The sequence below is a fragment of the Rhizobium sp. BR 314 genome (assembly GCF_047445805.1).
Classification (GTDB): domain Bacteria; phylum Pseudomonadota; class Alphaproteobacteria; order Rhizobiales; family Rhizobiaceae; genus Rhizobium; species Rhizobium lusitanum_B.
The window spans coordinates 33,553-56,859 of record NZ_JARWLA010000018.1; the positions used below are offsets into that span (position 1 = coordinate 33,553).

General features: G+C 60.5%; 25 protein-coding genes and 1 tRNA gene. 9 read left to right on the forward strand and 17 right to left on the reverse strand.

The features are described from left to right. Position 1: 1 nt before the first annotated feature. The 8 genes from deoC to QD461_RS21220 form a co-directional block, all read right to left on the reverse strand. The gene (deoC, locus tag QD461_RS21185) at positions 2-775 is read right to left on the reverse strand and encodes a deoxyribose-phosphate aldolase (RefSeq protein ID WP_414089522.1); all 774 of its coding nucleotides are present in this window, start codon (positions 773-775) and stop codon (positions 2-4) included. Next, a complete protein-coding gene (locus QD461_RS21190; RefSeq protein ID WP_414089523.1) occupies positions 772-1,578 on the reverse strand; it encodes a purine-nucleoside phosphorylase in 807 nt (268 codons plus the stop codon). The genes deoC and QD461_RS21190 overlap by 4 nt, the downstream gene beginning before the upstream one ends. After that, complete coding sequence (locus QD461_RS21195; RefSeq protein WP_414089524.1) at positions 1,575-1,967, reverse strand: cytidine deaminase; 393 nt, start codon at positions 1,965-1,967, stop codon at positions 1,575-1,577. Before QD461_RS21195 ends, QD461_RS21190 begins: the two co-directional genes overlap by 4 nt. A gap of 3 nt (positions 1,968-1,970) precedes the next feature. Continuing rightward, a complete protein-coding gene (locus QD461_RS21200; RefSeq protein ID WP_414089525.1) occupies positions 1,971-2,942 on the reverse strand; it encodes an ABC transporter permease in 972 nt (323 codons plus the stop codon). Positions 2,943-2,952: 10 nt separating this feature from the next. Further along, the gene (locus tag QD461_RS21205) at positions 2,953-4,056 is read right to left on the reverse strand and encodes an ABC transporter permease (protein ID WP_184708653.1); all 1,104 of its coding nucleotides are present in this window, start codon (positions 4,054-4,056) and stop codon (positions 2,953-2,955) included. A gap of 7 nt (positions 4,057-4,063) precedes the next feature. Continuing rightward, on the reverse strand, positions 4,064-5,575 hold the full coding sequence (locus QD461_RS21210) for an ABC transporter ATP-binding protein (protein ID WP_414089526.1): 1,512 nt from the start codon (positions 5,573-5,575) through the stop codon (positions 4,064-4,066). A gap of 80 nt (positions 5,576-5,655) precedes the next feature. After that, positions 5,656-6,651 (reverse strand): BMP family lipoprotein, encoded by a 996-nt coding sequence (locus QD461_RS21215; RefSeq protein ID WP_414089527.1) that lies wholly within the window; start codon positions 6,649-6,651, stop codon positions 5,656-5,658. 370 nt (positions 6,652-7,021) lie between these two features. Then, the gene (locus QD461_RS21220) at positions 7,022-7,339 is read right to left on the reverse strand and encodes a hypothetical protein (RefSeq protein ID WP_414089609.1); all 318 of its coding nucleotides are present in this window, start codon (positions 7,337-7,339) and stop codon (positions 7,022-7,024) included. A gap of 235 nt (positions 7,340-7,574) precedes the next feature. Here QD461_RS21220 and QD461_RS21225 point away from each other — a divergent pair. Continuing rightward, positions 7,575-7,664, forward strand: a tRNA-Ser gene (locus tag QD461_RS21225). Positions 7,665-7,971: 307 nt separating this feature from the next. Here the strand turns inward: QD461_RS21225 and QD461_RS21230 are convergent. Next, the gene (locus QD461_RS21230) at positions 7,972-8,961 is read right to left on the reverse strand and encodes a nitrilase family protein (RefSeq protein ID WP_414089610.1); all 990 of its coding nucleotides are present in this window, start codon (positions 8,959-8,961) and stop codon (positions 7,972-7,974) included. Positions 8,962-9,058: 97 nt separating this feature from the next. On the opposite strand from QD461_RS21230, the gene QD461_RS21235 reads away from it, so the two are divergent. Continuing rightward, the gene (locus QD461_RS21235) at positions 9,059-9,931 is read left to right on the forward strand and encodes a LysR family transcriptional regulator (protein WP_414089528.1); all 873 of its coding nucleotides are present in this window, start codon (positions 9,059-9,061) and stop codon (positions 9,929-9,931) included. A 124-nt stretch (positions 9,932-10,055) separates the two neighbouring features. Here the strand turns inward: QD461_RS21235 and QD461_RS21240 are convergent, their stop codons facing one another. Then, positions 10,056-10,952, reverse strand: a complete 897-nt coding sequence (locus QD461_RS21240; RefSeq protein ID WP_414089529.1) for an SDR family oxidoreductase — start codon at positions 10,950-10,952, stop codon at positions 10,056-10,058. A 91-nt stretch (positions 10,953-11,043) separates the two neighbouring features. On the opposite strand from QD461_RS21240, the gene QD461_RS21245 reads away from it, so the two are divergent. The 3 genes from QD461_RS21245 to QD461_RS21255 all read left to right on the forward strand — a co-directional run bounded on the left by QD461_RS21245 (position 11,044) and on the right by QD461_RS21255 (position 13,832). Next, positions 11,044-11,925, forward strand: coding sequence for a helix-turn-helix transcriptional regulator (locus tag QD461_RS21245; RefSeq protein ID WP_414089530.1), 882 nt, complete (start codon positions 11,044-11,046; stop codon positions 11,923-11,925). Positions 11,926-11,990: 65 nt separating this feature from the next. Next, positions 11,991-12,629 (forward strand): class I SAM-dependent methyltransferase, encoded by a 639-nt coding sequence (locus QD461_RS21250; RefSeq protein ID WP_414089531.1) that lies wholly within the window; start codon positions 11,991-11,993, stop codon positions 12,627-12,629. Positions 12,630-12,869: 240 nt separating this feature from the next. Next, a complete protein-coding gene (locus QD461_RS21255; RefSeq protein ID WP_414089532.1) occupies positions 12,870-13,832 on the forward strand; it encodes an SDR family oxidoreductase in 963 nt (320 codons plus the stop codon). 65 nt (positions 13,833-13,897) lie between these two features. Here QD461_RS21255 and attM read toward each other — a convergent pair whose 3' ends face one another. Next, a complete protein-coding gene (gene attM, locus QD461_RS21260) occupies positions 13,898-14,689 on the reverse strand; it encodes an AttM family quorum-quenching N-acyl homoserine lactonase (RefSeq protein ID WP_414089533.1) in 792 nt (263 codons plus the stop codon). Between the two features lie 138 nt (positions 14,690-14,827). Here attM and QD461_RS21265 point away from each other — a divergent pair, with 138 nt between their 5' ends. Next, positions 14,828-15,703 (forward strand): LysR family transcriptional regulator, encoded by an 876-nt coding sequence (locus QD461_RS21265; RefSeq protein ID WP_414089611.1) that lies wholly within the window; start codon positions 14,828-14,830, stop codon positions 15,701-15,703. Here the strand turns inward: QD461_RS21265 and QD461_RS21270 are convergent. Both QD461_RS21270 and QD461_RS21275 read right to left on the reverse strand, forming a co-directional pair. Further along, positions 15,700-16,605 (reverse strand): phosphotransferase family protein, encoded by a 906-nt coding sequence (locus QD461_RS21270; protein WP_414089534.1) that lies wholly within the window; start codon positions 16,603-16,605, stop codon positions 15,700-15,702. The two genes, QD461_RS21265 and QD461_RS21270, sit on opposite strands and share 4 nt — an antisense overlap. A gap of 70 nt (positions 16,606-16,675) precedes the next feature. Next, a complete protein-coding gene (locus QD461_RS21275) occupies positions 16,676-17,998 on the reverse strand; it encodes an MFS transporter (protein ID WP_414089535.1) in 1,323 nt (440 codons plus the stop codon). A gap of 108 nt (positions 17,999-18,106) precedes the next feature. Between QD461_RS21275 and QD461_RS21280 the strand changes: the two genes are divergently transcribed. Next, positions 18,107-18,559, forward strand: a complete 453-nt coding sequence (locus QD461_RS21280) for a winged helix-turn-helix transcriptional regulator (RefSeq protein WP_184708688.1) — start codon at positions 18,107-18,109, stop codon at positions 18,557-18,559. Positions 18,560-18,588: 29 nt separating this feature from the next. On the opposite strand, the gene QD461_RS21285 is transcribed toward QD461_RS21280, so the two are convergent. From QD461_RS21285 to QD461_RS21300, 4 genes are all read right to left on the reverse strand, one after another. Next, positions 18,589-19,470 (reverse strand): NAD(P)/FAD-dependent oxidoreductase, encoded by an 882-nt coding sequence (locus tag QD461_RS21285; protein WP_414089536.1) that lies wholly within the window; start codon positions 19,468-19,470, stop codon positions 18,589-18,591. Further along, on the reverse strand, positions 19,467-19,916 hold the full coding sequence (locus tag QD461_RS21290) for an RrF2 family transcriptional regulator (RefSeq protein WP_414089537.1): 450 nt from the start codon (positions 19,914-19,916) through the stop codon (positions 19,467-19,469). The genes QD461_RS21285 and QD461_RS21290 overlap by 4 nt, the downstream gene beginning before the upstream one ends. A gap of 95 nt (positions 19,917-20,011) precedes the next feature. Beyond that, positions 20,012-20,596 (reverse strand): isochorismatase family protein, encoded by a 585-nt coding sequence (locus QD461_RS21295; RefSeq protein WP_414089538.1) that lies wholly within the window; start codon positions 20,594-20,596, stop codon positions 20,012-20,014. Between the two features lie 78 nt (positions 20,597-20,674). Continuing rightward, positions 20,675-21,424, reverse strand: coding sequence for a sulfite exporter TauE/SafE family protein (locus tag QD461_RS21300; RefSeq protein ID WP_414089539.1), 750 nt, complete (start codon positions 21,422-21,424; stop codon positions 20,675-20,677). Between the two features lie 96 nt (positions 21,425-21,520). Between QD461_RS21300 and QD461_RS21305 the strand changes: the two genes are divergently transcribed. Together QD461_RS21305 and QD461_RS21310 are read left to right on the forward strand one after the other, a co-directional pair. Further along, on the forward strand, positions 21,521-22,441 hold the full coding sequence (locus QD461_RS21305; protein WP_414089540.1) for a LysR family transcriptional regulator: 921 nt from the start codon (positions 21,521-21,523) through the stop codon (positions 22,439-22,441). A gap of 48 nt (positions 22,442-22,489) precedes the next feature. Beyond that, entirely contained in the window at positions 22,490-23,296 is an 807-nt protein-coding gene (locus tag QD461_RS21310; protein ID WP_414089541.1) for an alpha/beta fold hydrolase, read from the forward strand. The last annotated feature ends 11 nt before the right edge of the window (positions 23,297-23,307 follow it).

Sequence of the window (23,307 nt, forward strand, 5' to 3'; positions counted from 1 at the left end):
ATTAATAACCCGAAGACGCCGTCTTAGACTCTCCGCCCGCCAGCACGTTCGAGATATCGTCGAGCAGACTCGACGCGCCGAAACGGAAGGTCGAAGGCATGGCCCAATCGGGCGCCATGATGGTTTCGGCCAAGCTGAGATAGAGAGCCGCGTCGGCAACGGAGCCGATGCCGCCAGCCGGCTTGAAACCAACCTTGCGACCGCTGGCCCTGATCGCCCGCAACATGATGTCGGCAGCTTCGAGCGTCGCGTTGACGGCGACCTTGCCTGTGGAGGTCTTGATGAAATCGGAGCCAGCATCGATCGCAAGTTCCGATGCACGTCGGATCAGCGCGGTGTCCTTGATTTCACCGGTTTCGAGAATGGTCTTCAAAAGAACCGGTCCCGTGCACTCGGCGCGCACAGCGGCGACCATGTCGGTGACGGCCTGTTCATTGCCGGCCAGAAATGCACGGTAAGGAATGACCAGATCGATCTCGTCGGCGCCATCGGCAATGGCTTCGCGAGCTTCGGCTGATACGTCGGCCACTTCCATGTCGCCGGCAGGAAAATTCACCACGGTCGCGATCTTCACGGCATGATCGGTGCCGAGAATGCCGCGGGCCTGGGCAACAAAGCGCGGCCAGATGCAAATGGCAGCGGTATTGCCATAGGGAGACTGCGCACGGGCGCACAGCGTCTCGATCTGGGCAGGCGTGCAATCGTCCTTGAGATTGGTCAGGTCGAGAAGGGAAAGCGCAACGGCCGCCGTTTCTCTCAGGGAATGGCTCGTCATTGTGGATCTCCTTCGTCCGCAATCATCTCTTTCAGAACGGCGGCAAGACGTGCACCGCCGACCGGGGCCATGTCTTTGGTCTCGTCGTGCGAGAGTTCGCCACCAGTCATGCCAGCACCATAGTTAGTGATGACGGAGGCAGCGGCAACCCTCAGTCCGAAAAGACGTGCCAGAATGACTTCCGGCACCGTCGACATGCCGACCGCGTCGGCGCCCAGAATGCGTGCCATGCGGATCTCGGCCGGCGTTTCGAAGCTCGGTCCCGAAAACCACATATAGACGCCGTGTGACAGCTTGATCTCGGCCTTTTCGGCCGCCTTGCGCATACGCATGATCAGGTCGATGTCATAGGCGCTGGTCATGCCCACGAAGCGCTTGTCGCTCTCTTCGCCGATCAGCGGGTTCATGCCGGAATAATTGATGTGGTCGGTGATCTGCATCACCGATCCGGGCGGCATTTCCTCGCGCAGCGATCCCGCAGAGTTGGTCAGGATCAGCGTATCGACCCCAAGCGCCTTCAATGTCTCGATCGGCGTGCGCATGGCATTGGCGTCGCCCTGCTCGTAATAATGCACTCGGCCGGATAGCATGATGACAGGCACATTGCCGAGCTTGCCCGCAACCAACGTGCCGGCATGGCCGGACACGGCACTGACGGGAAAGCCGTGCAGATCGGCATAGGGAATGCGCACTGCCTCGGCGACCTGGTCGACGAGCGAACCCAGTCCTGAGCCGAGAATGATGCCGTAGCGCGGCTTCAGGTCACCGAGCTTCTCCGTGAGGATATCTATGGCCGCACTCATCCGAGTATCTCGGTTTCAAAGCTGAAGGGTAGCATCTCTTCCATGGTCATGGTCTTCTTCACGCCGGTTTCGTCGCAAAGATAGATGCGTGTCTCCTTGCTGGCAAATTCGGCGATCTTCTGTCGGCAGCCGCCGCAGGGCGGGCAGAGCGGCAGCTTTTCGGCGATGACGGCCATCTCGATGATCTTCTTGGCGCCGCCCATGATCATGTGGCTGATCGCTGTCGGCTCGGCACACCATCCCTGCGGGAAGGACAGGTTTTCGATATTGGCGCCGGCATAGATCTTGCCGTCCTCGGCGCGAATGGCCGCGCCGACGGGGAATTTCGAATAGGGCGCGTGCGCGAAAGCCATCGCCCCGCGAGCGGCTTCGAACAGATCGTGCGACATGGTTTAGCGCTCCTTAGTATAGGGGACGCCACCAGCCTTCGGTGGTTTGGCGACGCCGATAAAGCCTGCGAGCAGGATGCAGGTAAGGATATAGGGCAACGCCTGGAAAATCTGTACCGGCACTTCGCCTATGCCAGGAACCGACTTGCCCTGCATGAAATTGGCGAAGGCGTCGAGGAAACCGAACAGGAGGCAGGTGAACATGACCGGCACCGGCCTCCACTTGGCGAAGATCAGCGCGGCCAGTGCAATGTAGCCCTTGCCCGCCGACATGTTGTTGATGAAGGCCGCCGACTGGGCGATGGCAAGATAGGTGCCGGAGAAGCCGCAGAGGACGCCGGCGACGATCAGCGAACGATAGCGCAGCCACTCGACCGAGATGCCGGCAGTATCGACGGCGCCTGGATTTTCACCGACGGCGCGCAGCCGCAGGCCGAAACGAGTGCGGTAGAGGATCCACCAGGAGATCGGCACCGCCAGGAAGGCGAGATAGGTCAGGATATTGTTGCCGGAGATGACATTTGCGTAGAGCGGCCCGATGATCGGAACGCCGCGGATCGCATCAGCACCTGGCAGAGTGATGGCGGAGAAGCGTGCGGTACCCGGCAATGTCGGCGTGCGGCCGCCCTGCCCGAACCAGGCGTTGCCAAGAACGATAGTCAAGCCGGCAGTCAGGAAGTTGATGGCAACGCCCGAGACGATCTGGTTGCCGCGATTGGTGATCGATGTGAAGCCGTGCAGTAGACCGAGAAGAACCGAAACGACGATGCCGGCACCGAGACCAGCCCAGGGCGAGCCGCTGATCGAGGCGACGCAGGCTGCGGCAAACGCCGAGGCCAGCATCTTGCCTTCGAGGCCGATATCGAAGATGCCGGCGCGCTCGGAAAACAGGCCTGCCAGCGCCGTAAAGATCAGCGGAATCGACAGGCGGATAGTCGAGCCAAATATGGCGATCAGAAGATCATAATAGTCCATCGTCCGACCCTCACGTCCTGGCGAATTGCTGGTAAATGCGCACGAGCGCGGGGCGGAACATATATTCGAGGGCGCCTGCGAACAGGATGACGAGACCCTGGATTACCACAATCATATCGCGCGTGATCTGCGGTATGTCGAAGGGCAGCGTATCGCCACCCCTATAAAGAATGCCGAACAGAAGCGCCGCCGGGATGATGCCCAAGGGATGATTGCGGCCCATCAGCGACACCGCGATACCGACAAAGCCCGCGCCGAGCACAAACTCGATTTGCAACCGGCCGGAAGCGCCCATGACCGGATTGAGCGACATCATACCAGCGAGGCCACCCGAGATCAGCATGGCGATGATGACGGTGCGGGCATAGGGAATGCCGGCGTAGACCGCAGCCGTTGGGCTCAAGCCCAGCGTGCGCATCTCATAGCCGAGCTTGGTGCGCCAGACGAGCACCCAAACGAGAAAGCACATGACCAGCGCAATCAAGAATGACACGTTGAGCGGAGCCGCGCCGATGGTCGAGCCGAAAAGATCCATCAGCCAGTCGAGCTTCGGCAACTGGCCACCCTCCAGAAAGGTGCGGGTTTCGGGTGCCATCTTGCCCGGCACAATCAGGATATGCACTAGCAGGAAGTTCATCATCGCCGATGCGATGAAGTTGAACATAATCGTGGTGATGACGACGTGGCTACCGCGCTTGGCCTGCAGCCAGGCGGGAATGAAGGCCCAGAGCGCGCCGAAGATCGCAGCACCGATAACCGCGAAGGGCATCGTGACGTACCAGGGCACGTAATGGTCGAGCGTCAGCGCGACGAGCGCGCAGCCGAGACCGCCGACATATGCCTGACCTTCCGAGCCGATGTTGAACAGGCCGGCATGGATCGCGACGGCGACCGAAAGGCCAGTGAAGATGAAGCTGGTGGCATAATAGAGGGTGAAGCCGATACCTTCGCCGCTGCCGAGCGCGCCATCCAACAGAGATGACAGCGCGTCGAGCGGGCTAGCGCCGATAAACCAGACGACCAAGCCCGAGATCAGGAATGCGACGATCAGATTGAGAAGAGGGATCAGACCGTAGTTGATCCAATTAGGGAGCGGAACGGAAGCCGTGCTCATATACGCCTCACGCGGCAATGCCGGCCATCATCAGGCCGAGTGTTTGTTCACCGGCCTCAGCCGACTTTTCACCGACGATATGGCCGGCGAACATGACGAGGATACGGTCCGAAAGCGCACGGATCTCATCCAGCTCCACCGAAACCAGCAGGATCGCCTTGCCGGCGTCGCGCATTTCGATGATGCGGCGATGGATGAACTCGATGGCGCCGATATCGACACCGCGCGTCGGCTGGCCGATCAGCAGAGCCTTCGGATCGCGCTCAATTTCGCGGGCGACGACGATCTTCTGCTGGTTGCCGCCGGAGAAGTTGGCTGTTTTCAGCCGCGCATTCGGTGGACGGATATCGTATTTCTCGATCTTCTCGATGGCATCCTTGCGAATGGCGTCGAGATCAAGCATTCCGGCGCGCCCGTATTTGCGGTCGCGGTGATAGCCGAGCATGGAGTTCTCATATTCCTCGAACTTGAGGACGAGGCCCATGTGGTGGCGATCTTCCGGAATATGGGCAAGACCGAGTTCGCGGAGCGCCGCGGGATCGGCATTGCCGATCGGCTTGCCATGCAGAAGGATTTCACCCGACGCCGGTTTGCGGATGCCGGCGATGGCCTCCAGCAACTCGGACTGACCATTACCCGCAACGCCGGCAATGCCGACGATCTCGCCGGCGCGGACATCGAAGGAGACGTTGTCGACCATGGTGACACCACGGCCGTCCTTGACGGTAAGGTTGCGCACCGACAGCAGGACTTCGCCCGGACTGGGAGCTCCCTTTTCGACGCGCAAAAGTACGCGACGGCCGACCATCAGTTCGGCCAGTTCCTCGACGGTGGTTTCCGCCGTCTTGCGGGTCGCGACCATCTCGCCGCGACGCATGACCGACACCGTATCGGTGATCGCCATGATTTCGCGCAGCTTGTGGGTGATGAGGATGATCGTCTTGCCCTGGTCGCGCAGCACGCGGAGGATGCGGAAGAGATTATCGGCTTCAGCGGGCGTCAGAACGCCGGTGGGCTCGTCGAGAATAAGGATCTCGGCGCCGCGATACATCGCCTTCAGGATTTCGACGCGCTGCTGCTGGCCGACGGGAAGCTCTTCGATCACGGCGTCCGGATCGACTTCCAGGCCGTAGTCCTTCTCGAGCCGGTTAAGCTCGGTGCGGGTGGCAGCGACGCCTTTGGCGAGAAGCGCGCCGCCTTCGGCGCCCAGCATCACGTTCTCAAGGACGGTGAAATTGTCGACAAGCATGAAGTGCTGATGCACCATGCCGATGCCGGCCGATATCGCCGTCTGGCTGTCGCGGATGGCAATGGGATTGCCGTTGATGCGGATCTCGCCGCTGTCGGCCTGATAGAATCCGTAGATGATCGACATGAGTGTCGATTTCCCGGCACCGTTTTCGCCGATGATCCCGTGGATCGAGCCTTTGGCGACGGTAAGGTTGATATCTTTATTGGCGTGGACAGCACCGAACTTCTTGTCGATGCCCACGAGCTCGATGGCAGGTGATTGGCTCACTATAGCAGGCTCCAGAAACCAGATTCCGGATAAGAAAAGGGCGTATGACGGTTTGCTTCGTCATACGCCCTCGTTTCATATCAGTTCTTCGGGCAGGCGTTGTCGGTCAGATAGTCGTGGACCTTGATGGTACCAGCGATGATATCGGCCCGCGCCTTGTCGACGGCAGCCTGCATGTCCCCGGTGACGAGCGGCTTGTTGTTGTCGTCCATGGCGACGGTAACGCCATCTTCCTTCAGGCCGAGGTTCTGGACACCAGCCGTGAACTTGCCGTTCTTGGCGTCGCTGAAGGCGTTGTAAACGGCGAGATCGACGCGCTTGACAACGGAGGTCAGAACCGAACCCGGATGCAGGTAGTTCTGGTTGCTATCGACGCCGATCGAGAGCTTCTTGTTGTCGGCGGCGGTCTGCAGCACGCCGAGGCCGGTCGCACCGGCAGCTGCGTAAACAACGTCAGCACCCTGGTCGATCTGGTTCTTGGTGAGTTCGCCGCCGCGAACTGGGTCGTTCCAGGCAGCGCCGGTCGTGCCGGTCATGTTCTGGAAGACTTCGATCTTCGGATTGGTGGCGCGTGCACCCAGCTCATAGCCGCACTCGAACTTGCGGATCAGCGGAATGTCCATGCCACCGACGAAGCCGACCTTGCCGGACTTCGAGGCGATAGCAGCCATAACGCCGGCGAGGTAGGAGCCTTCGTTTTCCTTGAACTTGACCGAGCGAACGTTCGGCAGGTCGAGACTGTCGTCGATCAGCACGAATTCGGTCTTCGGATATTCAGCTGCAACCTTCTGGAGAGCCGAGGTCCAAGCGAAAGAAACGGCGATGACCGGATTGAAACCCTTGCTGGCAAAGTTACGGAGCGCCTGCTCACCCTGGGTGTCGCCCGTCGGCTCGAAGTCGCGATAGGCGATGCCGGTTTCCTTCTTGAACTTTTCGGCGCCGTTATAGGCTGCTTCGTTGAAGGACTTATCGAACTTGCCGCCTGTACCGTAGACGATCGCCGGCTTGATGTCGGCCGCAAGCGCCGTCGCCGACATGGCAGCCAAGGCGAAAAGGGTCAGAAGGGATTTTTTCATGAGTCGCAGCCCTGTTGTTGCTATCTTGTTGGGTCCTCCCGCAAGCCCATTGTTCGGGCATGTCTGCGGAACCGCCAGCCTCCCCCGAGGCCAAGCTGGCGCATCCTTGCATGGCTGCACGAAAAATTCACGAGAAATTTTTCAGTTGGTAAAGATTTGTGGGAATTGCTGAAAACCTGCTCAAGGTAGCCGTTTTTTAAACAATTTCGCCCTCAAACTGCAATTTAATCGATCAAAAAGGTAGTTACCCGATGAGGCGCAACCTTGGATCAAATCCTTTTTCAACCGTCTCCCGGCTCCTCCAAGGCATGCGTTCGCGCTCGCCCGAATTCCCTGAATGGGACAGAATTAAAAGTGCCCGAGAGAGCACTCAGGCGCCGAGCCGACCAGCCGCCGCAGGTCTCTTATAGGCGACCATCCACAGCAACAGGGAGAGGATCAGGAAGACTGCGAAAGCCGGCTGAAACAGCAGCCACTGCATCGCCATGTCATAGAAGCGCGGATGAACATAGTAGGAGATCGCCGAGCGAACCGTCGCCAGCGAAGATGGGCTGACATCATTCCAGGCATCGCCCATCGGGGTCAGCACGACCGCCGAGGAGGCGACCGACTGAATGGAATCGATGGTTCCAGCAATGACCGCAACCACCAGCGCGACGAGGCTGGCAAAACGCAATAGGAAACGCATCATTCCCTCCGGATACTCATTACTTCCGGCCCAAAAGGGCCAATCCGTCTATCGCCGCCGCATCTATCTTCATAGATAAGTTGGCTGAGAAATAAGCGCAATGGGGATGAGATGCAGAGTTTTGCGACGATAAGTCAAAAATCTGTCAGATTCAGGTTGATTGCTTGGAATTCATCGGTATATATCGCGCCGTTCCGACGATTTGCGCCCCGAGCGGGTGCGAAACGCCTAAGAAGGACAGGTGGCCGAGTGGTTTAAGGCGCACGCCTGGAACGCGTGTGTGCGTGAAAGCGTACCGTGGGTTCGAATCCCACCTTGTCCGCCATATGGCATTGATTTCAATTCAAAAACTGAAGCTTCTGCGAGATCGCCGTTGCGGCATCAACGCCTTTGCTGTGTGGAAGAGCAGACCCCGGCAAGCGCTTTAAAGAAACGAAGAGACCGCTACCGGCTTTACGGAAATCCGATAGCAGTCCCTATGAGCCAGCGTTTCGCGATGCGCCGACAGACAAACTCCATCATTAGGCGCTGAGCCGCAGGCGAGCGGTAGGTCAGAACAATTCCGCCTTGCCGCCCGCATCTTCCATCAATGTGCTTGGCACGGCCGGAGGTAGGTTTGCCTCACGACACCCTCACTTCGTCTCCGCAATGCGCGCGGTCTTTCGCGTCGGGGCGTCCGAATAGCGGGCATCCATGGGCGAGAGGCCGCTTGGATTGGGTTGCGTGAAGATGCCATAGAGCTCGGGGCGGCGCCCGCGGATCCAGCGTTGGCCCGTGCATTTGTCGAGCAGCGAGAGATCCAGTTCGGTGCTGACGATCGCGTCCGCAGCTTCCCAGGTTTCCGCCAAGATCCGCCCATAGGGATCGAGGATCATGGCATTCCCCGTACGAACTTCGTCTTCATCCTGGCCGATGCCATTGCTGAATATGAGGAACATCCCGTTGTCGTGCGCACGTGACGGCAGCCAGCGCATGAACCATTCGCGGCCGTTCGGCCCGCGAATTTCGTCCTCGATGGCCTGCGGATCTTCATGGCGACGGATCCATTTTTCGACGGGGATACGCTTCATACCGTGCGGGCTGACCGATTGACCGCCACCGGCCTGATGCGGCGCGATCAGAAGCTCCGCACCGAGCAAGGCCGTTGCACGGGCGTTTTCGATGAGATTGTTGTCCCAGCAGATGAGGATGCCGACGCGGATGTCCCACGGAGTGTCGAAGACAGTGTAGCGATCGCCGCTCGATATGGCGCGATGCTCCCAGGCATGCAGTTTGCGATGGCAGTGGATCTGTCCGTCGGGCAGACACATTGCGTAGGAATTGTAGACCGCGCCATCGTCGCCAAGCTCCAGGAAGCCGGCGCCGATTCCGATGCCGAGTTCCCGCGCCAGCCCGGCGACGTAAGAGATGGACGGACCGGAGAGCGGCTCGGCGAGCGCACGGATAGCCTCGGCGTCGAGCTGGGGAACGTGCCAGTAGCCGCAGACGCACATTTCCGGAAACGCCACCAGCTTGCTGCCGTCGCCAGCCGCCTGCCGCGCAAGCGTGTTCACGCGGTCGAGATTATAGGCCTTGTCGCTCGCCCGGTGCTGAAACTGGACGGAAGATACTTTCAACATGATCGTCTTTGCTCCTGATGTCTTATGTCTGGGAGCAATTTGACCATAGAGCTTTCATTCCGTAAAATGAGATCTTCGATGTATTTAAGTCGCAAAAAGAATGGATCTTAAGTTACTCCGCTCCTTCATCCTGCTCGCCGATGCCGGCCATTACGGCAAGGCGGCGGACAAGCTATTCGTCACGCAATCGACGTTGACCAAACAAATCCAGGCTTTGGAAACATCGGTCGGTGGAGAGCTGTTCGAGCGCGGGCGACATGGCGCAAGGCTGACCGTGCTCGGCAAGCTGCTCAAGAAGGAAGCGCACAAGCTGCTGCGATTGAGCGATGAGGTGGACGCCAGGATGCGCCGCGCCAATGCGGGTCTGGCCGGCCTCCTCGATATTGCATTCGGCATTTCGACACTTATCCTCGCCCCGCGGCTGATTGCCGACTTCAGGGCGGGAACGCCCGACTGCCAGATCATGCTCGACGACCTGCCTTCGAGCGAGCAGCACCAGCGCCTGCTCGACGGACGGCTCGATGCCGGCTTTTGCCGCGCGCCCGGAGACGCAGAAGGGCTATCCTTCATGCCGCTGCTTGAGGAGCGGCTGGCGCTTGTGTTGCCGCTTGCCATGGATGAGCCACCCCTGAGCCGGCTATCGGTACTCAACGATCTGGGCTTCGTTGCACTATCGCCGGGTCGTGGATCGGGGCTAGATGCGCAGATCTTAAGATGGTGCGCGGCGTCACATTTCGAGCCCCGCATCATTCAATATGCCGAGGATATCTTGACCGTTCATGCCGTCGTTGCGGCCGGGCTGGGGGCGGCGTTCCTGCCCTTGCAGGGTGTGGAAGCCTTGGGCGGGCGCACGCGGCAATGGCAGCTGTCCGGCCCGGAATCTCGCTGGCCGGTAGGCTTGTGCTGGCGCAGCGACGACAGAAACCCATTGCTCCTGCGGTTCGTCGATCATATTCGCGCCATGGCTCATTGATTGAAAGCCCTGGCAAATCTTAGCAGCATCCGCGTCTAAGCCAATCTGGAATGGCCAAGCCATACGATTGGCTCTTGATCTTCTCCGGCAAGCTTCCCCTAGCGGGGCTCGGAGATGAACAATGTCACGCGCCGGCCAGGCGTAATTCGGCGAGATCGGCAAGCAGCTTCGGGCCGGTTGGCTCCCAGCCCAGCTTTTGCCGCGTCTTGGCGCTGGAGGCCGGCATGTCGTGTCCGGCAAACAGCGCGAGCCAGCCGAAGTAATCCCCGGCTTCTTCCTTGTCGACGGATTTGACCGGCAGGTTCAGACGCCGACCGATGGTTTCGGCGATATCGCGCATCGGAACACCCTCTTCGGCAGCCGCGTGATATCTGGCGCCCGGTTCTGCGCGTTCGACAACGAGGCGATAGAGGCGAGCGACGTCGGAAAAATGAGCGGCCGGCCAGCGGCTTTGCCCGTCTCCAACATAGGCGCAGACGCCCTTTTGCCGGAATATCTCGATCAAAGGCGTTATGAGCCCCTGGCTGACGGGATCATGCACCTGCGGCAGGCGCACGACCGAAACGTTAACGCCGATCTCGCTGGCGAGGATTGCCGCTTCCTCGGAAGCTGCTCGGGGATGCTTGTCCGAGCCGACAATCGCGTTGTCTTCCCTGGCGGGTTCGCCCGGCACGGTATTGGCAATCGGCGTTCCCGAGGTGATCACAAGCGGCCGGGCGGAACCCGCAAGCGCCATGGCAAGCGTCGCGATGACGCGGCGATCGTCCTCGCAATTCGCGGCAAATCTCGAGAAATCATGGTTGAAGGCGAGATGGATGACACCATCGGACTGCGAGGCGCCGCTCTTGAGAACGTCCTTATCCTCAAGCGTTCCGTGAAGAACCTCGGCGCCGGCAGCAGCGAGTGCCGCAGCTTTCTCCTGGGAGCGGCAAAGACCGAGCACCTGATGGCCAGCCGCAATCAACTCTCTGACGACGTTCGAACCGATGTTTCCGGTAGCGCCAGTCACGAATACACGCATGAACAAGTCTCCTTTTTCGTTGGAGACAAATCTGAGCTTATCACTTATTCTGGTAAAGTAGTGACCTTATCATAGTAAAAGCACTAACAGGATGACCGGCCTGCTCGACACTGAGAACCCGCTCGGAACCTATCTCAGGGACCGACGCTCCAAACTCGATCCATCCGTCCTCGGCTTTGCTTCGGAACGGCGGCGGACGCCCGGACTGCGGCGCGAGGAAGTGGCGCAGCGCGCCAATATCAGCCCGACATGGTACACATGGCTGGAACAGGGGCGCGGCGGCGCGCCTTCGGCCGACGTGCTCGACCGGATCGCCCGCGCGCTGATGCTGACGGAAGTGGAGCGGGAGCATCTGTTCCTGCTCGGCCTCGGCCGGCCGCCCGAAGCGCATTATCGCAGGAATGACAGTGTGACGCCGCGGCTGCAGCGTGTGCTCGATGCCCTCGAGCCGTGCCCGGCCCTTATCCGAACCGCCACCTGGGACGTCATCGCCTGGAACCAGGCGTCGCGCGTGATGCTGGTCGACTACGAGTCTCTACCGCCGGACGAGCGCAATATTCTGCGTTTCATCTTCCTCGATCCGCGCGCCCGCGCCGCGCAATATGACTGGGAAAGCGTGGCGCGCTTCACCCTGGGCGCATTCCGTATCGATGCGGCCCGCGCGGGCGCTGCGACCCAGATCGAACCCTTCGTCGCCGAAATGTGCCGCCTCAGCCCCGAATTCAGGGCCATGTGGCGGGATAACGATGTTCCCGGCACGCACACCGAAGCCGTCAAGCATATACGTCATCCGGTTCTCGGCCCGCTCTCGTTTGAATACTCGGCCTTCTCGGTCGACGGGCGAACGGATCTGAGCATGGTCGTCTACAATCCGGCAACGCCCGAGGACGCTGAGCGGATCAGATCGCTGCTATCAGCTCCCGCCTCGGACCTCGCCACGTCTGAAGGACCTTGGCACGCCTTGAGATCCTGACGGCCTTTGTCGCGATGGGAGCGGGCTGGAATGCCGAAGAGCGATAATCGGGAAAGACGACCTTCATGAGCACAGCGAGCGACGCCCGTTTCTGGGATCGGGCCTCACGCAATTACGCCAGGGGCGCTATCGCGGATCAGGCAGCATACGAGCGGACGCTCGGCCGCACTCGAGCCTTGCTTACGGCTGGCGATAGAGTGCTGGAGCTTGGCTGCGGCACCGGAACGACCGCGCTCCAACTCGCAAGCAGCGTTCGAGAATATCTTGCAACGGATATCTCTCCAGAGATGATCGCAATCGCCAATGAGCGGTACACTGCCGAGCCGATACCGAGCCTTGCTTTCAAGGTCGCGACCGCCGAAACCATTGCGCCCGGCCCGGCGCAATTCAATGCCGTTCTCGGATTCAACTATTTGCATCTCGTCCGCGATCTCTCAGGCACGCTTCGTCAGATTCACGGCTTGCTTGCTACGGAGGGCTTGTTGATCTCCAAGACTCCCTGCGTCGGCGAGATGAATCCGCTCATTCGGCTGGCGCTGCTGCCCGCGATGCGCGCGCTCGGCAAGGCACCCTATGCCGGCATCTTCCGGGCATCAGAACTCGCGGCGCAAATATCTGCCGCAGGCTTCGACATTCTCACCATGGAAAATCATGCGACAAAGGGAGATGACAAACGTCCTTACATCGTGGCCCGCAAGAGATAAGTGGGCAGTGGGCCTCGCATCTTTCGATTGACGCCGGCGCCGCGTCTGCCGTAAACCTCACCTGTCGAAAATGGCTGGCTTGGTCTCGGTAGGCCCAAGCCCTTCTCCCTGAGGAGAAGCTCTGTTCCACGCTTAGCGTGAGATACCCCGACGGTCCCCGCGCCCCGTGCGCGTTCTGGGTCTGTTGGGCAGCCATATGACAAAGCTCCTTCAGCAGACCTTTTTCGAAGGAGTTGTTTCATGTCTGCTATCGATAAATCCCAACCCATCCTCATCTATCTCGCCGGTGGCGTGCAGGGCGGCGCCGTCGTTCGCGCTGCGCTTCGACGGGGCTTTAAGGTGAGAGCGCTCGTTCGGGATCGCAAACGCGGCCCGGCGCTCTCGGCCATTGGCGTCGAACTTGTCGAAGGGGATCTTCGCGATCCCGCCTCGCTTCGCGCCGCCGGTGCCGACATCGCCCATGCCGTGATGCAAATTCCCATCGGATCGCAGGACGACATGCGCATCCAAGCCGAGAATGCGGTATCGGCGTCGATCGCATGCGGCCTGAAATCCGTTGTCCTGAAGCTCGCAAGCGCCAGCCGTTCGGCGCCTTGCGAGGAACCGAGCTTCGTCGCCAATGCAATGATCGAGGATATTGTCCGCCGATCAGGCCTGCCCTTCTGCATCGTGCGTCCCACCATGTATCTCGACAATCTGCTGAAACCATCCGCCCGGAAAGATATCGTCGATGAGGGTGTTTTCGCGCCACCGATCGCGGAATCCCAACGCATCGCCTGGACTTCGGTCGACGATTGCGCCCGCGCGGCCATGACCCTGCTCGCACACGGCATCCATTCCGGCGATTATCGCATCGCCGGACCAGACAGCGTGACAGGCAAGGAGCTGGTATCGCGGATGAGCCTATGGTTGGGGCGCCAGATCACCTATCGCGCCCAGCCGCTCGATGAATTCGAGAGAGATGTGGATGCCGCAATGGGACCCGGAACGGGGCGCCGCGTCGCGTCCAAGTTCCGCTTCTTCGCATCCAATCCCGACGAAGCGGATGCTATACTCTCGCGCCCGTTCGAATCGGGATCCGAGCTCAAGGATTTCCGACCGACCGGCATAGAGGAATGGGTTCGCCAACATCGACGAGCCTTCTTCGAAGGCAGTGCGTCGAGCGCTGGCGATCATGGAGCAATTCCGAGGAAAACCGCCTAGCGGCTTTGCCTCCGAACTGGCGGGAGAAACAAAAAGCCTTTGCCGCCGCCCTAGCGGCACATGCGTCAGTCGTAATAGGCCGGCGCATGTCTGAATTGCGGCCAGGCTTCGGGATCATGGCCCGTAACGATCATAGTGCTTGACTGCTCGGCCAGCACGCGAAGCTTTTGAACCGAGCGTACCGTCTCCACGGTGGACGTCAGGAAACCGGGAAGGGCCCTCTCGTTCCAATGATCCAGGGTGTAGGCGGCATCGACGGTCAACAGAATTGCCCCCGATTTCGGCAGGCGCAGCAGGAAGGACTGGTGGCCAACGCTATGGCCCGGCGTGAAAATCATCCTGAGCGTGCCATCGCCATAGAGGTCGTAGCCATCCGTGACGCTGCCCTCCAGGAATTGCCATTTCAGACCCAGGCGGTCGAAATCGCGGCGCACATAGGCGCCGGCGGCAAACCAATCGGGCGTAAAGGCATATTCATACTCCCGACGCTGGACGACGTGGGTTGCATTGGGGAAACGGCCGATGGCTCCGGTGTGGTCCGAATGCATATGCGACAGGACGACGAAGCGAACATCTTCGGGTGATAGGCTCAGCTTGGCCAGTTGCACAACGCACCCCTGTTCCTCGGTCATAAAGGGCTGGTAGCTGTCGACGCCATCGCCCCAATAGCCGCGCGGATCGGCCAAGCCTTCAACGGCGAGGCCGCCGTCGATGATGACGTTACCCTTGGGATGGGTGAGCAGAAACCAGGGCACCGGTATTTCATAATCGGCGCCACCCCCCTCGCCCATCCTGATGTCATGGACTTTGCATTTCTGAGTGCCTGACTGAAACATATATAGCCTGATCTCGCTCATCACCCTGCCTGCCGTTCGAAGATGACGTTGGTGTCGCCCCCTTGTTTCGACGATCGGCATGCCAGCCACTAGGCGGCATCGTCCACTTACATTTATCGGCTGAGCCGATATATTATCGGGATGGATCTATTGGTGGCAATGCGCGTCTATGTCAGGGTGGTGGAACGCGGCAGCATGTCGGCCGCCGCCCGCGACCTCGGCATGGGGCAACCCGCCGTCAGCGAGCGCATTGATCGGCTGGAGCAATATCTGGGCTCACGGCTGCTGCTGCGAAACACACGCAAGCTCTCCGTTACCGATACCGGCCTCGCCTTCTACGAACGGAGCAAACAGGTTCTCGACGCTGCGAGCGATGCTCTGGCCGTTGCGAATGGCGACCACCCGTTGCGCGGCACGCTCAGGATCGCCGCGCCGCACGGCATCGGCGAGGTCATGTTGCCGTCAATCCTGCTGAGGATGCGCGAACGCCACCCTGAGCTCAAGATCGATCTGGTGCTTAACGACATGATCGTCGATCCGGTGACGGAGGGCGTCGACATCTCGTTGCGTCTCGGCGATCTTGGAGAAGGCAATTTCATTGCTCGAAAGCTTGGCCATGTCGGCCGCGTGCTGGTGGCGTCGCCGGGCTATCTCGAGCGGCGTGGTGCCCCCGCAAGCCCCGGCGAACTCATCGACCATCCCTTTCTTCGAGTTTCCGGCCTCTTCAACGGCGCGCGACTTCGGCTGATTTCTGCGGATCGGCAAGAAGAACTCGCCGCCATCAACATCGTCCTCAGCACAAGTCACTGGCGGCCGTTGCATGGCTTGCTGCTGGATGGCGCTGGCATCGGCGTCTTGCAGCAGCCCGTTTGCACTGAGGATCTTACGAGCGGCAAACTGATACCGCTGCTGCCTGGATTTACCGTACCAGGGTTCGATCTGCATGCGCTGTACCCGGCGACGAGGCCGGTGGCGCCGCGAATTCGAACGATCCTGTCTCTGCTGGAAGAAGAGCTGCCTGCGCTCCTGGCTTAAACCGGAAGATCGGCGGCCAGAACCTCACATCTCGCCATCGCCCAGCAAAGGTCCTCTTCGCTTCCGGCTTTGGCCGCTTCATGGACCTGCTGCAGGCCAATCCGCAGCTGATAGCAACGCAACACCACCGGATCGCCCATCGCTTGCGGTTCGCACTCCACGAAATAACGCGCCTGCTCCTCCATGCAGGCGAGCCAAGGACGCCAGAAGAAGATGTTGGCGACATCATAGAGCGGATCACCAAAGAGCGCTTCGCTCCAGTCGATGACGCCGGTGATGTTCACACCGTCAGTCAACACGTTGTTCGATCCGAAGTCTCCATGCACAAGGCAACGGAATTCGGGACATTCCGGTACGAAATCCATGAAGAGAGACAGATGCCGCTCCAGCCAAGGTCCGCCTACTGACGTTTCGACGCTTTTCCAGTCGTAGTGCTGCCCAAGCGAAATCGACGCCAGAAAGTCACGCCAACTCGAATGCTCTGCATTCCCTCGCGCATCGAAACGGCCGTATCCCCGCGTTTCATGAAGCGGCGATTGCGCGATTGTCCGCAGGACGCCTGCGGCCGAGCCGACGACGTCAGGCAAACCAGCCGGCGGCAGATCCTGCAAGGTAACGCCCGCAGCGCGTCTGGACACGCAATAGGAAAATGGCCCGACCGCGCCGATGGACAGGACTTCAGGAATAGGCAATTCCAAGGCCGCGAAACGCCTTTGGCAGAAGGCATCCTTCTGAAAGTCATCAGCCACATTATTGATCCGAAGAATAAGGTCCTCATCGCCGAGGCGCATGCCGAAGACCTGTGACTCCTCGCCCTCGGAGACGGTGCTCCACTGCGATACCGGGCCAAGATCGCGCTCTACGGCCTCTACAATGGTCTTGCGCGGCAGTGTCGGCTTCATCGGCTCTCCTCATCGTGCTTAGGGGAATGCGGCGACCGCGAGAGCATCGGGATCGCTGCATTGCCGACGGCTATATATCATTTCCGCCGATCTTTTGCGTCGCGACTGCCGGCGTCGCCCGCAGGGTCAGCGCCCAGAAAAGAAGGGTTGCCATGCTGATGGCGGCGCCAGAGAGGCACACACCAGTCCATCCCGCATGGGCGTAGATGATGGTCGAGGTCGAGGAGCCGATGGCGCTGCCGATCGAATAGAACACCATATAGGCTGCGGTGAGACGGTTTTGCGCCTCCGGCCTGACGCGATAGATCATACCCTGATTGGCGACATGCGTTGCCTGAAGGCCGAAATCGATGACGAGGACGCCAATAACAAGCCAGAGGATCGAATGGTCCAGCATCGAGATCGGTAGCCAGGCAAATAACATCAATGCAAGCGCGATGCCGGTGACCCGTTGACCATGACCGCGATCGGTCCAGCGCCCTGCCCGGACGGCTCCGAGCGCGCCCGCCGCGCCCGCAAGGCCAAACAGGCCAACTTCCGTATGCGACATGGAGTGAGGCGGTGCGGTCAGCGGTAAGACAAGCGGCGCCAGCAGCGTGGTAATATTGGCGAAGATCAGCATGGCGATAACGGCGCGGATGCGTAAAACGGGTTCTTCGACCAGCAGCGTCGCCAGAGAGCGGATGAGGCCAAGATAGGAAAGGCTCGATTTCGGCTTCTCCTGCCGCGGCAAAGCACGCCACAACAGGAATGCGATCACCAGCGTCAGCAATGCCGAGACAATATAGACCGTCCGCCAGCCGGAGATGTCGGTGAGTGTTCCGGCCACGCTTCGCGCCAGAAGAATTCCAAGCACGATGCCACTGGTGACCATACCAACGATGTGACCGCGCTCGGAGGGACGCGCAAGGCTCGCGGCATAGGCGACCAGCGCCTGGGTTACCACGGCCAGGAAGCCGACAGCCGCCATGGAAGCCAGCAGCATCGTCGCATTGCTGGAAACGCTGACGCAGACCAGGGCAACCACGGTCAGTATCGACTGCATGACGATCAGCTTGCGCCGATCGACGAGGTCGCCGAGCGGCACAAGCAGGATCAGGCCCAGCCCGTAACCAAGCTGCGTTGCGCCGACGATGAGGCCGGCGACAGTGCGCGAGAGCTGCAGGTCATCTGCCATGACATCGAGAAGCGGGTGGGCGAAATAGGCATTGGCAACCGCCAGACCGCTGGCGACCGCAAACAGCAGGATGGTCAGACGCGTCGGCGGCGCGCTGCCTGCAATGTCCGGAGAAGACGCCTCGGTTTGGCCCTTGGAGGCGGTCGCCTGAGCGGAATCGAGACGTACAATATCGTTCGCGCCGCCCGCCGGCGGCACGTCTTGCCTGATTGTCATTGCAAACTCCCGCATTTTTGGTTTAATAACGAAACCAAATATCGAATAACAGTGTTGGTTTAATAATGCAACCAATCTTGTGCGCAAAATGCGGGGAAGGCTAAGGGAATGGTGGCGCGCAAAAGCCTCAAAGGCGATTACTGCCCGAGCGCGCGCTCACTGGATGTGATCGGCGACTGGTGGTCCCTGCTGATCGTGCGCGACGCCTTCGACGGGCTGACGCGTTTCGGCGAATTTCAAAAAAGCCTCGGCATTGCCAAGAACATCCTCACCGAGCGCCTGAAGACTCTGGTGGCGAGCGGTATCCTTGAGCTTGTTCCGACAAGCGAAGGTGGTGCGCGCATGGAATATCGGCTGACAGCGATGGGAAAAGATCTCTTCCCGGTTATGGTGGCGCTGCGCCAGTTCGGCGAACGCCATCTTTTTGAACCGGCGGAAGACCATTCGCTGCTGGTGGATCGTGCAAGCAGACAGCCCGTGCACCTCGACATCAGGGCACAGGACGGCCGGCTCATCGGCCCGGATGAAACGGTTATCGTGAGAATACCGGACGAAAAATAAGAGGGCGCGAGCGCCCTCGGAAGCCAGTCTTAAAACACGAGCGAGCGATGCAATTGCGCGCCCGCCCAGGCGCCATCGCCAACCGCCAGCGTTACCGAATGCGGGATGCGCGCGGCATCGCCACAGGCAAAAGCGCCGGGAATGGTGCTTTCCTTCGTGGCATCGGTCTGGATCTGCGTTCCGAATAGCGTGGCCTCGATGCTGCAGCCGAGATGTTCGGCAATCGGGCTGGCCGGCGCAACCTTCGACGCGGTAAAGAGCCCGGCAAATTGCAGCAGGCGACCGTCGGTCAACCGCACATCCGCCTTGCCTTCCAACCTCATAACCGGGATCTCCTCGATCGTTACGCCACGAGCGGCGAGATCGGCGCGCTGCGGCTCATCCGGCAGGAAAGCGCCGTTTAGGAATAACGTCACCTCTCCCCATTCAGGCAGTAGCTGCGCCTGATGCAGCGACATGGGGCCGGTGGCAATGCAGCCGATGCGGCCCTGATCAAGCTCGTAGCCATGGCAATAGGGGCAGTGGAAGACGCTCTTGCCCCAGCGTTCGCCGAGACCTTCGATGGCAGGAAGAGTATCGGACACGCCGGTCGCAAAGAGAAGCCGGCGGCCATCATGGCGCCTACCATCGGCGGTCGTGACAACAAAGGCATCCTTCTCGCCCTCAGCCCGCTCGGCATTGCCCTCGACCCAGGTCAGTGTCGGATAGACCAAGAGCTGCTCACGCGCCTTGCCGGCGATCTCTGCCGGATCAACCCCATCCTGGCCGAGAAAGCCGTGGGACTCTTCAGCGAAGCGATTGCGGCGCTTGCCGGCATCAATGACCAGCACCTTGCGGCGGGCACGGAGAAGCTGGAGGGCGGCCGCCATTCCGGCGTAGCTGCCCCCAATGACGATGACGTCGTGTCTCATGATATGGTCCTTCTTTCGCGCCACTCCGCATGGCGCCGCGCGAAGTCAGCGGCGAGATCAGCGAGAGTGACGGTTTCAAAACGCTTGAGCAGCAGCGCCTCAGCGTCGGCAAAGGCGTCGTCGAGTACGGAGTTGACGGCCTGCTCCACAAGACATTCGGGCGTTTCGTTGCGATTGCCGATCGCAAAGACCGCGGGTTCGCCGAGCGCCTCGTGCAGCTGCCGCAGCGTTACTGCGCCGAGATCTGCGGCGATCGTCCAGCCGCCCGTATGCCCCTTGGCGGAGCGGACGATGCCGACCTCACGTAGAAGCCCCATGGTGCGGCGCACGACGACCGGATTGGTGTTCATGCATTGCGCCAAGGTCTCCGAGGTGACGGGAGCGCCCTGCTCGGCCATATGGAGAAGGGCGTGCAGGACGGAGGAAAGGCGGCTGTCTCTTTTCATGTAACTTCAATTATTACGATTCGACGCGACAATCAAGTGCCGAACCGCAAGAGAGATCGCCAGGCTGGAACGCCTCCACTTTTCCTGGAAATGCTCTAGATGCGCCCTTTGAAACGGACATCCCGCGCCGAGGCGCAGATGCACACCTCATCGCCAAGCGACCATTCCGCTGCTCTCGCCGCCATTGCGGCCGGAACAGCATCCGAGCCCGGCCCGGCCGGAACGTCATAAGTCGCATGCGCATCATGCGGCAGCAGCACGCCATAGCCGAGCTCCAGCGCGGCGCGCGCCGTCGCAGCAACGCACATTTCCGAAAGCACGCCGCAGATGACGAGATCGTGCACGTCCGAGGCTTCGAGAATGTCTTCGAGATCTGTGTCCTCGAACCCGTCATCCCCGACCTTTCGGATCACACTCTCGCCGGGAAGATGCGGAAAGTGCAGCTCCCATCCGGCCTGAAGCGGCTCGTCCACGGCGCCGGGCTCGCCGTCATTCTGCAGGAATATTACCGGCGCGCCAGCACTGCGGGCCTCTGTCAGCAGAACTGATATCATCGATAGCAGTACCTCGTGACCGGGCACAGCTTCGGCCCCTTGCACGAAGGCGCTCTGCACATCGACGACGACAAGCGCATCGACCGGAGAAAGGTGATCGCCAATCTCGTGCTGCTCTTCGTTCATCGATCAATCGCTCCGATGCCTGAGGAAAACCCCCCAGCATATGTGGCGGCATCGAACCTCTCACAATATGCGAGTGTCTCAGAGAAGCGCTTTGATGACCATTTCAGAACCAAGCAACAGAAGGCAGACCAGAAACCAGCGGCGGAAGCTTGCCGGGCTGACGCGATTGCGGATGATCTGCCCCGCCCCCATGCCGGCCAACGCCGGAATGATTGCAAGGGCCGACATTGCCAGATTATCGATACGAAAGGCGCCGTGCCATGCAAGCGCACCAGCTAACGCTATCGTCGAAACAGTGAAGGAAAGGCCGAGCGCCTGAACCAGATCATCCTTCTCGAGGCCCAGCGCTTGGAGATAGGGAACCGCCGGCACGACAAAGACGCCCGTGGCGCCTGTCAGCAAGCCGGTCGCAAGGCCAATGACCGGCGACATCAACGGCTCTAGCTTGGCCGGTACACGAAGCTGACGGGCGAAAAGCGCATGGGCAGCATAGAGGACGAGGGCCGCGCCCAAAGCGCCTGTCGTTAGCTGCGAATTGCCGCTGGCAAGCAAGGATGAGCCGGCGAAGGTGCCAGCCATCACTAAGGCTATCAGTAGCCAGAGCCGCAGCACAAGCTTGCCAAAACTCGGCCCTGCCAAGAGCTGCCAGACATTGGTCACGAAGGACGGCACGATCAGCAGGCCTGCCGCAGCGAGCGGCGAGATCAATGCGCCGAGCACCCCCATCGCCACGGTCGGCAACCCCATGCCGGTGATGCCTTTGACGATGCCTGCGGCAAAGAAGGTGGCGAAGATCGCGGCAACGAGCCATGTCGAATGATCCATCATGCCCTTCCCTAGCAAATCCGGAGAGCCGGACAATGCGGATGATGCGAAGGCAGACTTCGGCTATGCCGAAGGCTGGGTATGCGGTAGTATTCGCTTATGCGTTTCGACCTGACCGACCTTCGCCTTTTCCTTGCCGTCGTCGATGCCGGCAGCATTACCCATGGCGCTGCCGATGTCGGACTTTCGCTGCCGGCTGCTAGCGAGCGATTGCGCGACATGGAGGCCAATGGCAGCATACGGCTGCTGGAACGCGGACGACGCGGCGTTCGTCCGACCCCAGCGGGCGAAGCGCTGGCGCATCATGCCCGCCTGATCCAGCGGCAGCTCGCCCAAATGCGCGGCGAACTCGGTGAACATGCCGGCGGCATGCGGGCAACCATCCGGCTTCTCGCCAACACCGCCTCCATGACGGAACTCCTGCCCAAGCGCCTTGCGGCCTGGTTGGTCGAGCATCCGCGCGTCGATATCGAACTCAAGGAGCGCCAGAGCATCGAAATCGCCAAGGCCGTTTCGGCGGGGCTGGCCGATATCGGCATCCTCTCGGACGCTGTCGATACGTCAGGCCTGATATTGCAGCCCTTCGCGACCGACAGGCTCGCGGTAGTCATGCCGCGCGATCATAAGCAGGCCCCGGCGAAACGGATTGCTTTCGCCGATATCGTGCACGAGCATTTCATCGGGCTTGCCGGCGGCGCGCTGAAAGAACACATCGACGCGCAGGCTGCCAGGCTCGGTACGAGGCTGAAGACGCGCGTGAGGATGCCGACCTTCGAAGCCATCTGCGAGATGGCCGCTGGCGGTGTCGGTCTTGGCATCGTCCCCGAAATAGCCGCACGGCGTTGCAGCCGCTCGATGGGCATAACCGTACTCCGCCTTACCGACGACTGGGCGACACGCAGGCTTTCGGTTTGCGCCCGTTCACTGGAAGATCTACCGCAACCGGCGCGCGATCTTTTCCAGCAACTGGCAACGGCGAAACTACGACCTACATTGGTAAAACCATCGCGGATCGAATAGGGTCGCGCGCATTGCTGCCTGGAGGAGGCAGCCGATTGGGAGGTCAACATGGAATTTCGGGACGACGATCTCGATCGATTCGAGGTGGAGGGGCCGACACCCTTGCCGGACACGGAAACAAAGGGTCATGTCGATCATGACGGCGCCCGCATCTGGTATGCATCCTACGGCAGCGGCGCTCCGGTGATCCTCCTGCATGGCGGCCTCGGCAACAGCTGCAACTGGGGCCACCAGGTGCCGGCACTGATCGAATCCGGCGACCGCGTCATCGTCATCGACAGCCGTGGCCATGGCCGCAGCACCCGCGACGAGCGAACTTACACCTACGAACTGATGGCTTCCGATGTGCTCGAGGTCATGGACAGGCTTGGGATCGAGAAGGCTGCGGTTGCGGGATGGAGCGACGGCGCCTGCATCGGTATGGTCCTTGGGCATACCCACCCGGAGCGGATTTCCGGTGTCTTCTTCTTCGCCTGCAACATGGATCCGAGCGGCACCAAGGAATTTGTGGCGACGCCGATCATCGAACGCTGCTTTTCACGGCACACGAAGGACTATGCCGCCTTGTCGGCCACCCCCGATGCGTTCGATGCCTTCGTCGAGGCCGTCAGCTTGATGCAGCGAACGGAGCCGAACTATACTGTCGCCGATCTCGCCGAGATCAAGGTGCCGGTCGCCATCGTGCAAAGCGAGCACGACGAGTTCATCAAGCGCGAACATGCCGACTATCTCGCGCGGCACATTCCCGGCGCGGAAATGATCCTTCTGCCTGACGTCAGCCACTTCGCACCGGTGCAGCGGCCGGCTCAATTCAACGCCGCCCTGCTCGCATTCCTCACTCGGATCAAGGCCTAATACGAGATTCA

Bases quoted from the DNA above. Each gene is read 5' to 3' on its own strand.
- QD461_RS21300 (WP_414089539.1), bottom strand. From the start codon at position 21,424: ATGATGGATCATTCGACATGGCTCGTTGCCGCGATCTTCGCCACCTTC.
- QD461_RS21250 (WP_414089531.1), top strand. From the start codon at position 11,991: ATGAGCACAGCGAGCGACGCCCGTTTCTGGGATCGGGCCTCACGCAAT.
- QD461_RS21205 (WP_184708653.1), bottom strand. From the start codon at position 4,056: ATGAGCACGGCTTCCGTTCCGCTCCCTAATTGGATCAACTACGGTCTG.
- QD461_RS21195 (WP_414089524.1), bottom strand. From the start codon at position 1,967: ATGTCGCACGATCTGTTCGAAGCCGCTCGCGGGGCGATGGCTTTCGCG.
- QD461_RS21305 (WP_414089540.1), top strand. From the start codon at position 21,521: ATGCGTTTCGACCTGACCGACCTTCGCCTTTTCCTTGCCGTCGTCGAT.
- attM (WP_414089533.1), bottom strand. From the start codon at position 14,689: ATGAGCGAGATCAGGCTATATATGTTTCAGTCAGGCACTCAGAAATGC.
- QD461_RS21200 (WP_414089525.1), bottom strand. From the start codon at position 2,942: ATGGACTATTATGATCTTCTGATCGCCATATTTGGCTCGACTATCCGC.
- QD461_RS21215 (WP_414089527.1), bottom strand. From the start codon at position 6,651: ATGAAAAAATCCCTTCTGACCCTTTTCGCCTTGGCTGCCATGTCGGCG.
- QD461_RS21290 (WP_414089537.1), bottom strand. From the start codon at position 19,916: ATGAAAAGAGACAGCCGCCTTTCCTCCGTCCTGCACGCCCTTCTCCAT.
- QD461_RS21190 (WP_414089523.1), bottom strand. From the start codon at position 1,578: ATGAGTGCGGCCATAGATATCCTCACGGAGAAGCTCGGTGACCTGAAG.
- QD461_RS21285 (WP_414089536.1), bottom strand. From the start codon at position 19,470: ATGAGACACGACGTCATCGTCATTGGGGGCAGCTACGCCGGAATGGCG.
- QD461_RS21240 (WP_414089529.1), bottom strand. From the start codon at position 10,952: ATGCGTGTATTCGTGACTGGCGCTACCGGAAACATCGGTTCGAACGTC.
- QD461_RS21235 (WP_414089528.1), top strand. From the start codon at position 9,059: ATGGATCTTAAGTTACTCCGCTCCTTCATCCTGCTCGCCGATGCCGGC.
- QD461_RS21275 (WP_414089535.1), bottom strand. From the start codon at position 17,998: ATGACAATCAGGCAAGACGTGCCGCCGGCGGGCGGCGCGAACGATATT.
- QD461_RS21270 (WP_414089534.1), bottom strand. From the start codon at position 16,605: ATGAAGCCGACACTGCCGCGCAAGACCATTGTAGAGGCCGTAGAGCGC.
- QD461_RS21245 (WP_414089530.1), top strand. From the start codon at position 11,044: ATGACCGGCCTGCTCGACACTGAGAACCCGCTCGGAACCTATCTCAGG.
- QD461_RS21255 (WP_414089532.1), top strand. From the start codon at position 12,870: ATGTCTGCTATCGATAAATCCCAACCCATCCTCATCTATCTCGCCGGT.
- QD461_RS21295 (WP_414089538.1), bottom strand. From the start codon at position 20,596: ATGAACGAAGAGCAGCACGAGATTGGCGATCACCTTTCTCCGGTCGAT.
- QD461_RS21265 (WP_414089611.1), top strand. From the start codon at position 14,828: ATGCGCGTCTATGTCAGGGTGGTGGAACGCGGCAGCATGTCGGCCGCC.
- QD461_RS21280 (WP_184708688.1), top strand. From the start codon at position 18,107: ATGGTGGCGCGCAAAAGCCTCAAAGGCGATTACTGCCCGAGCGCGCGC.
- deoC (WP_414089522.1), bottom strand. From the start codon at position 775: ATGACGAGCCATTCCCTGAGAGAAACGGCGGCCGTTGCGCTTTCCCTT.
- QD461_RS21310 (WP_414089541.1), top strand. From the start codon at position 22,490: ATGGAATTTCGGGACGACGATCTCGATCGATTCGAGGTGGAGGGGCCG.
- QD461_RS21220 (WP_414089609.1), bottom strand. From the start codon at position 7,339: ATGCGTTTCCTATTGCGTTTTGCCAGCCTCGTCGCGCTGGTGGTTGCG.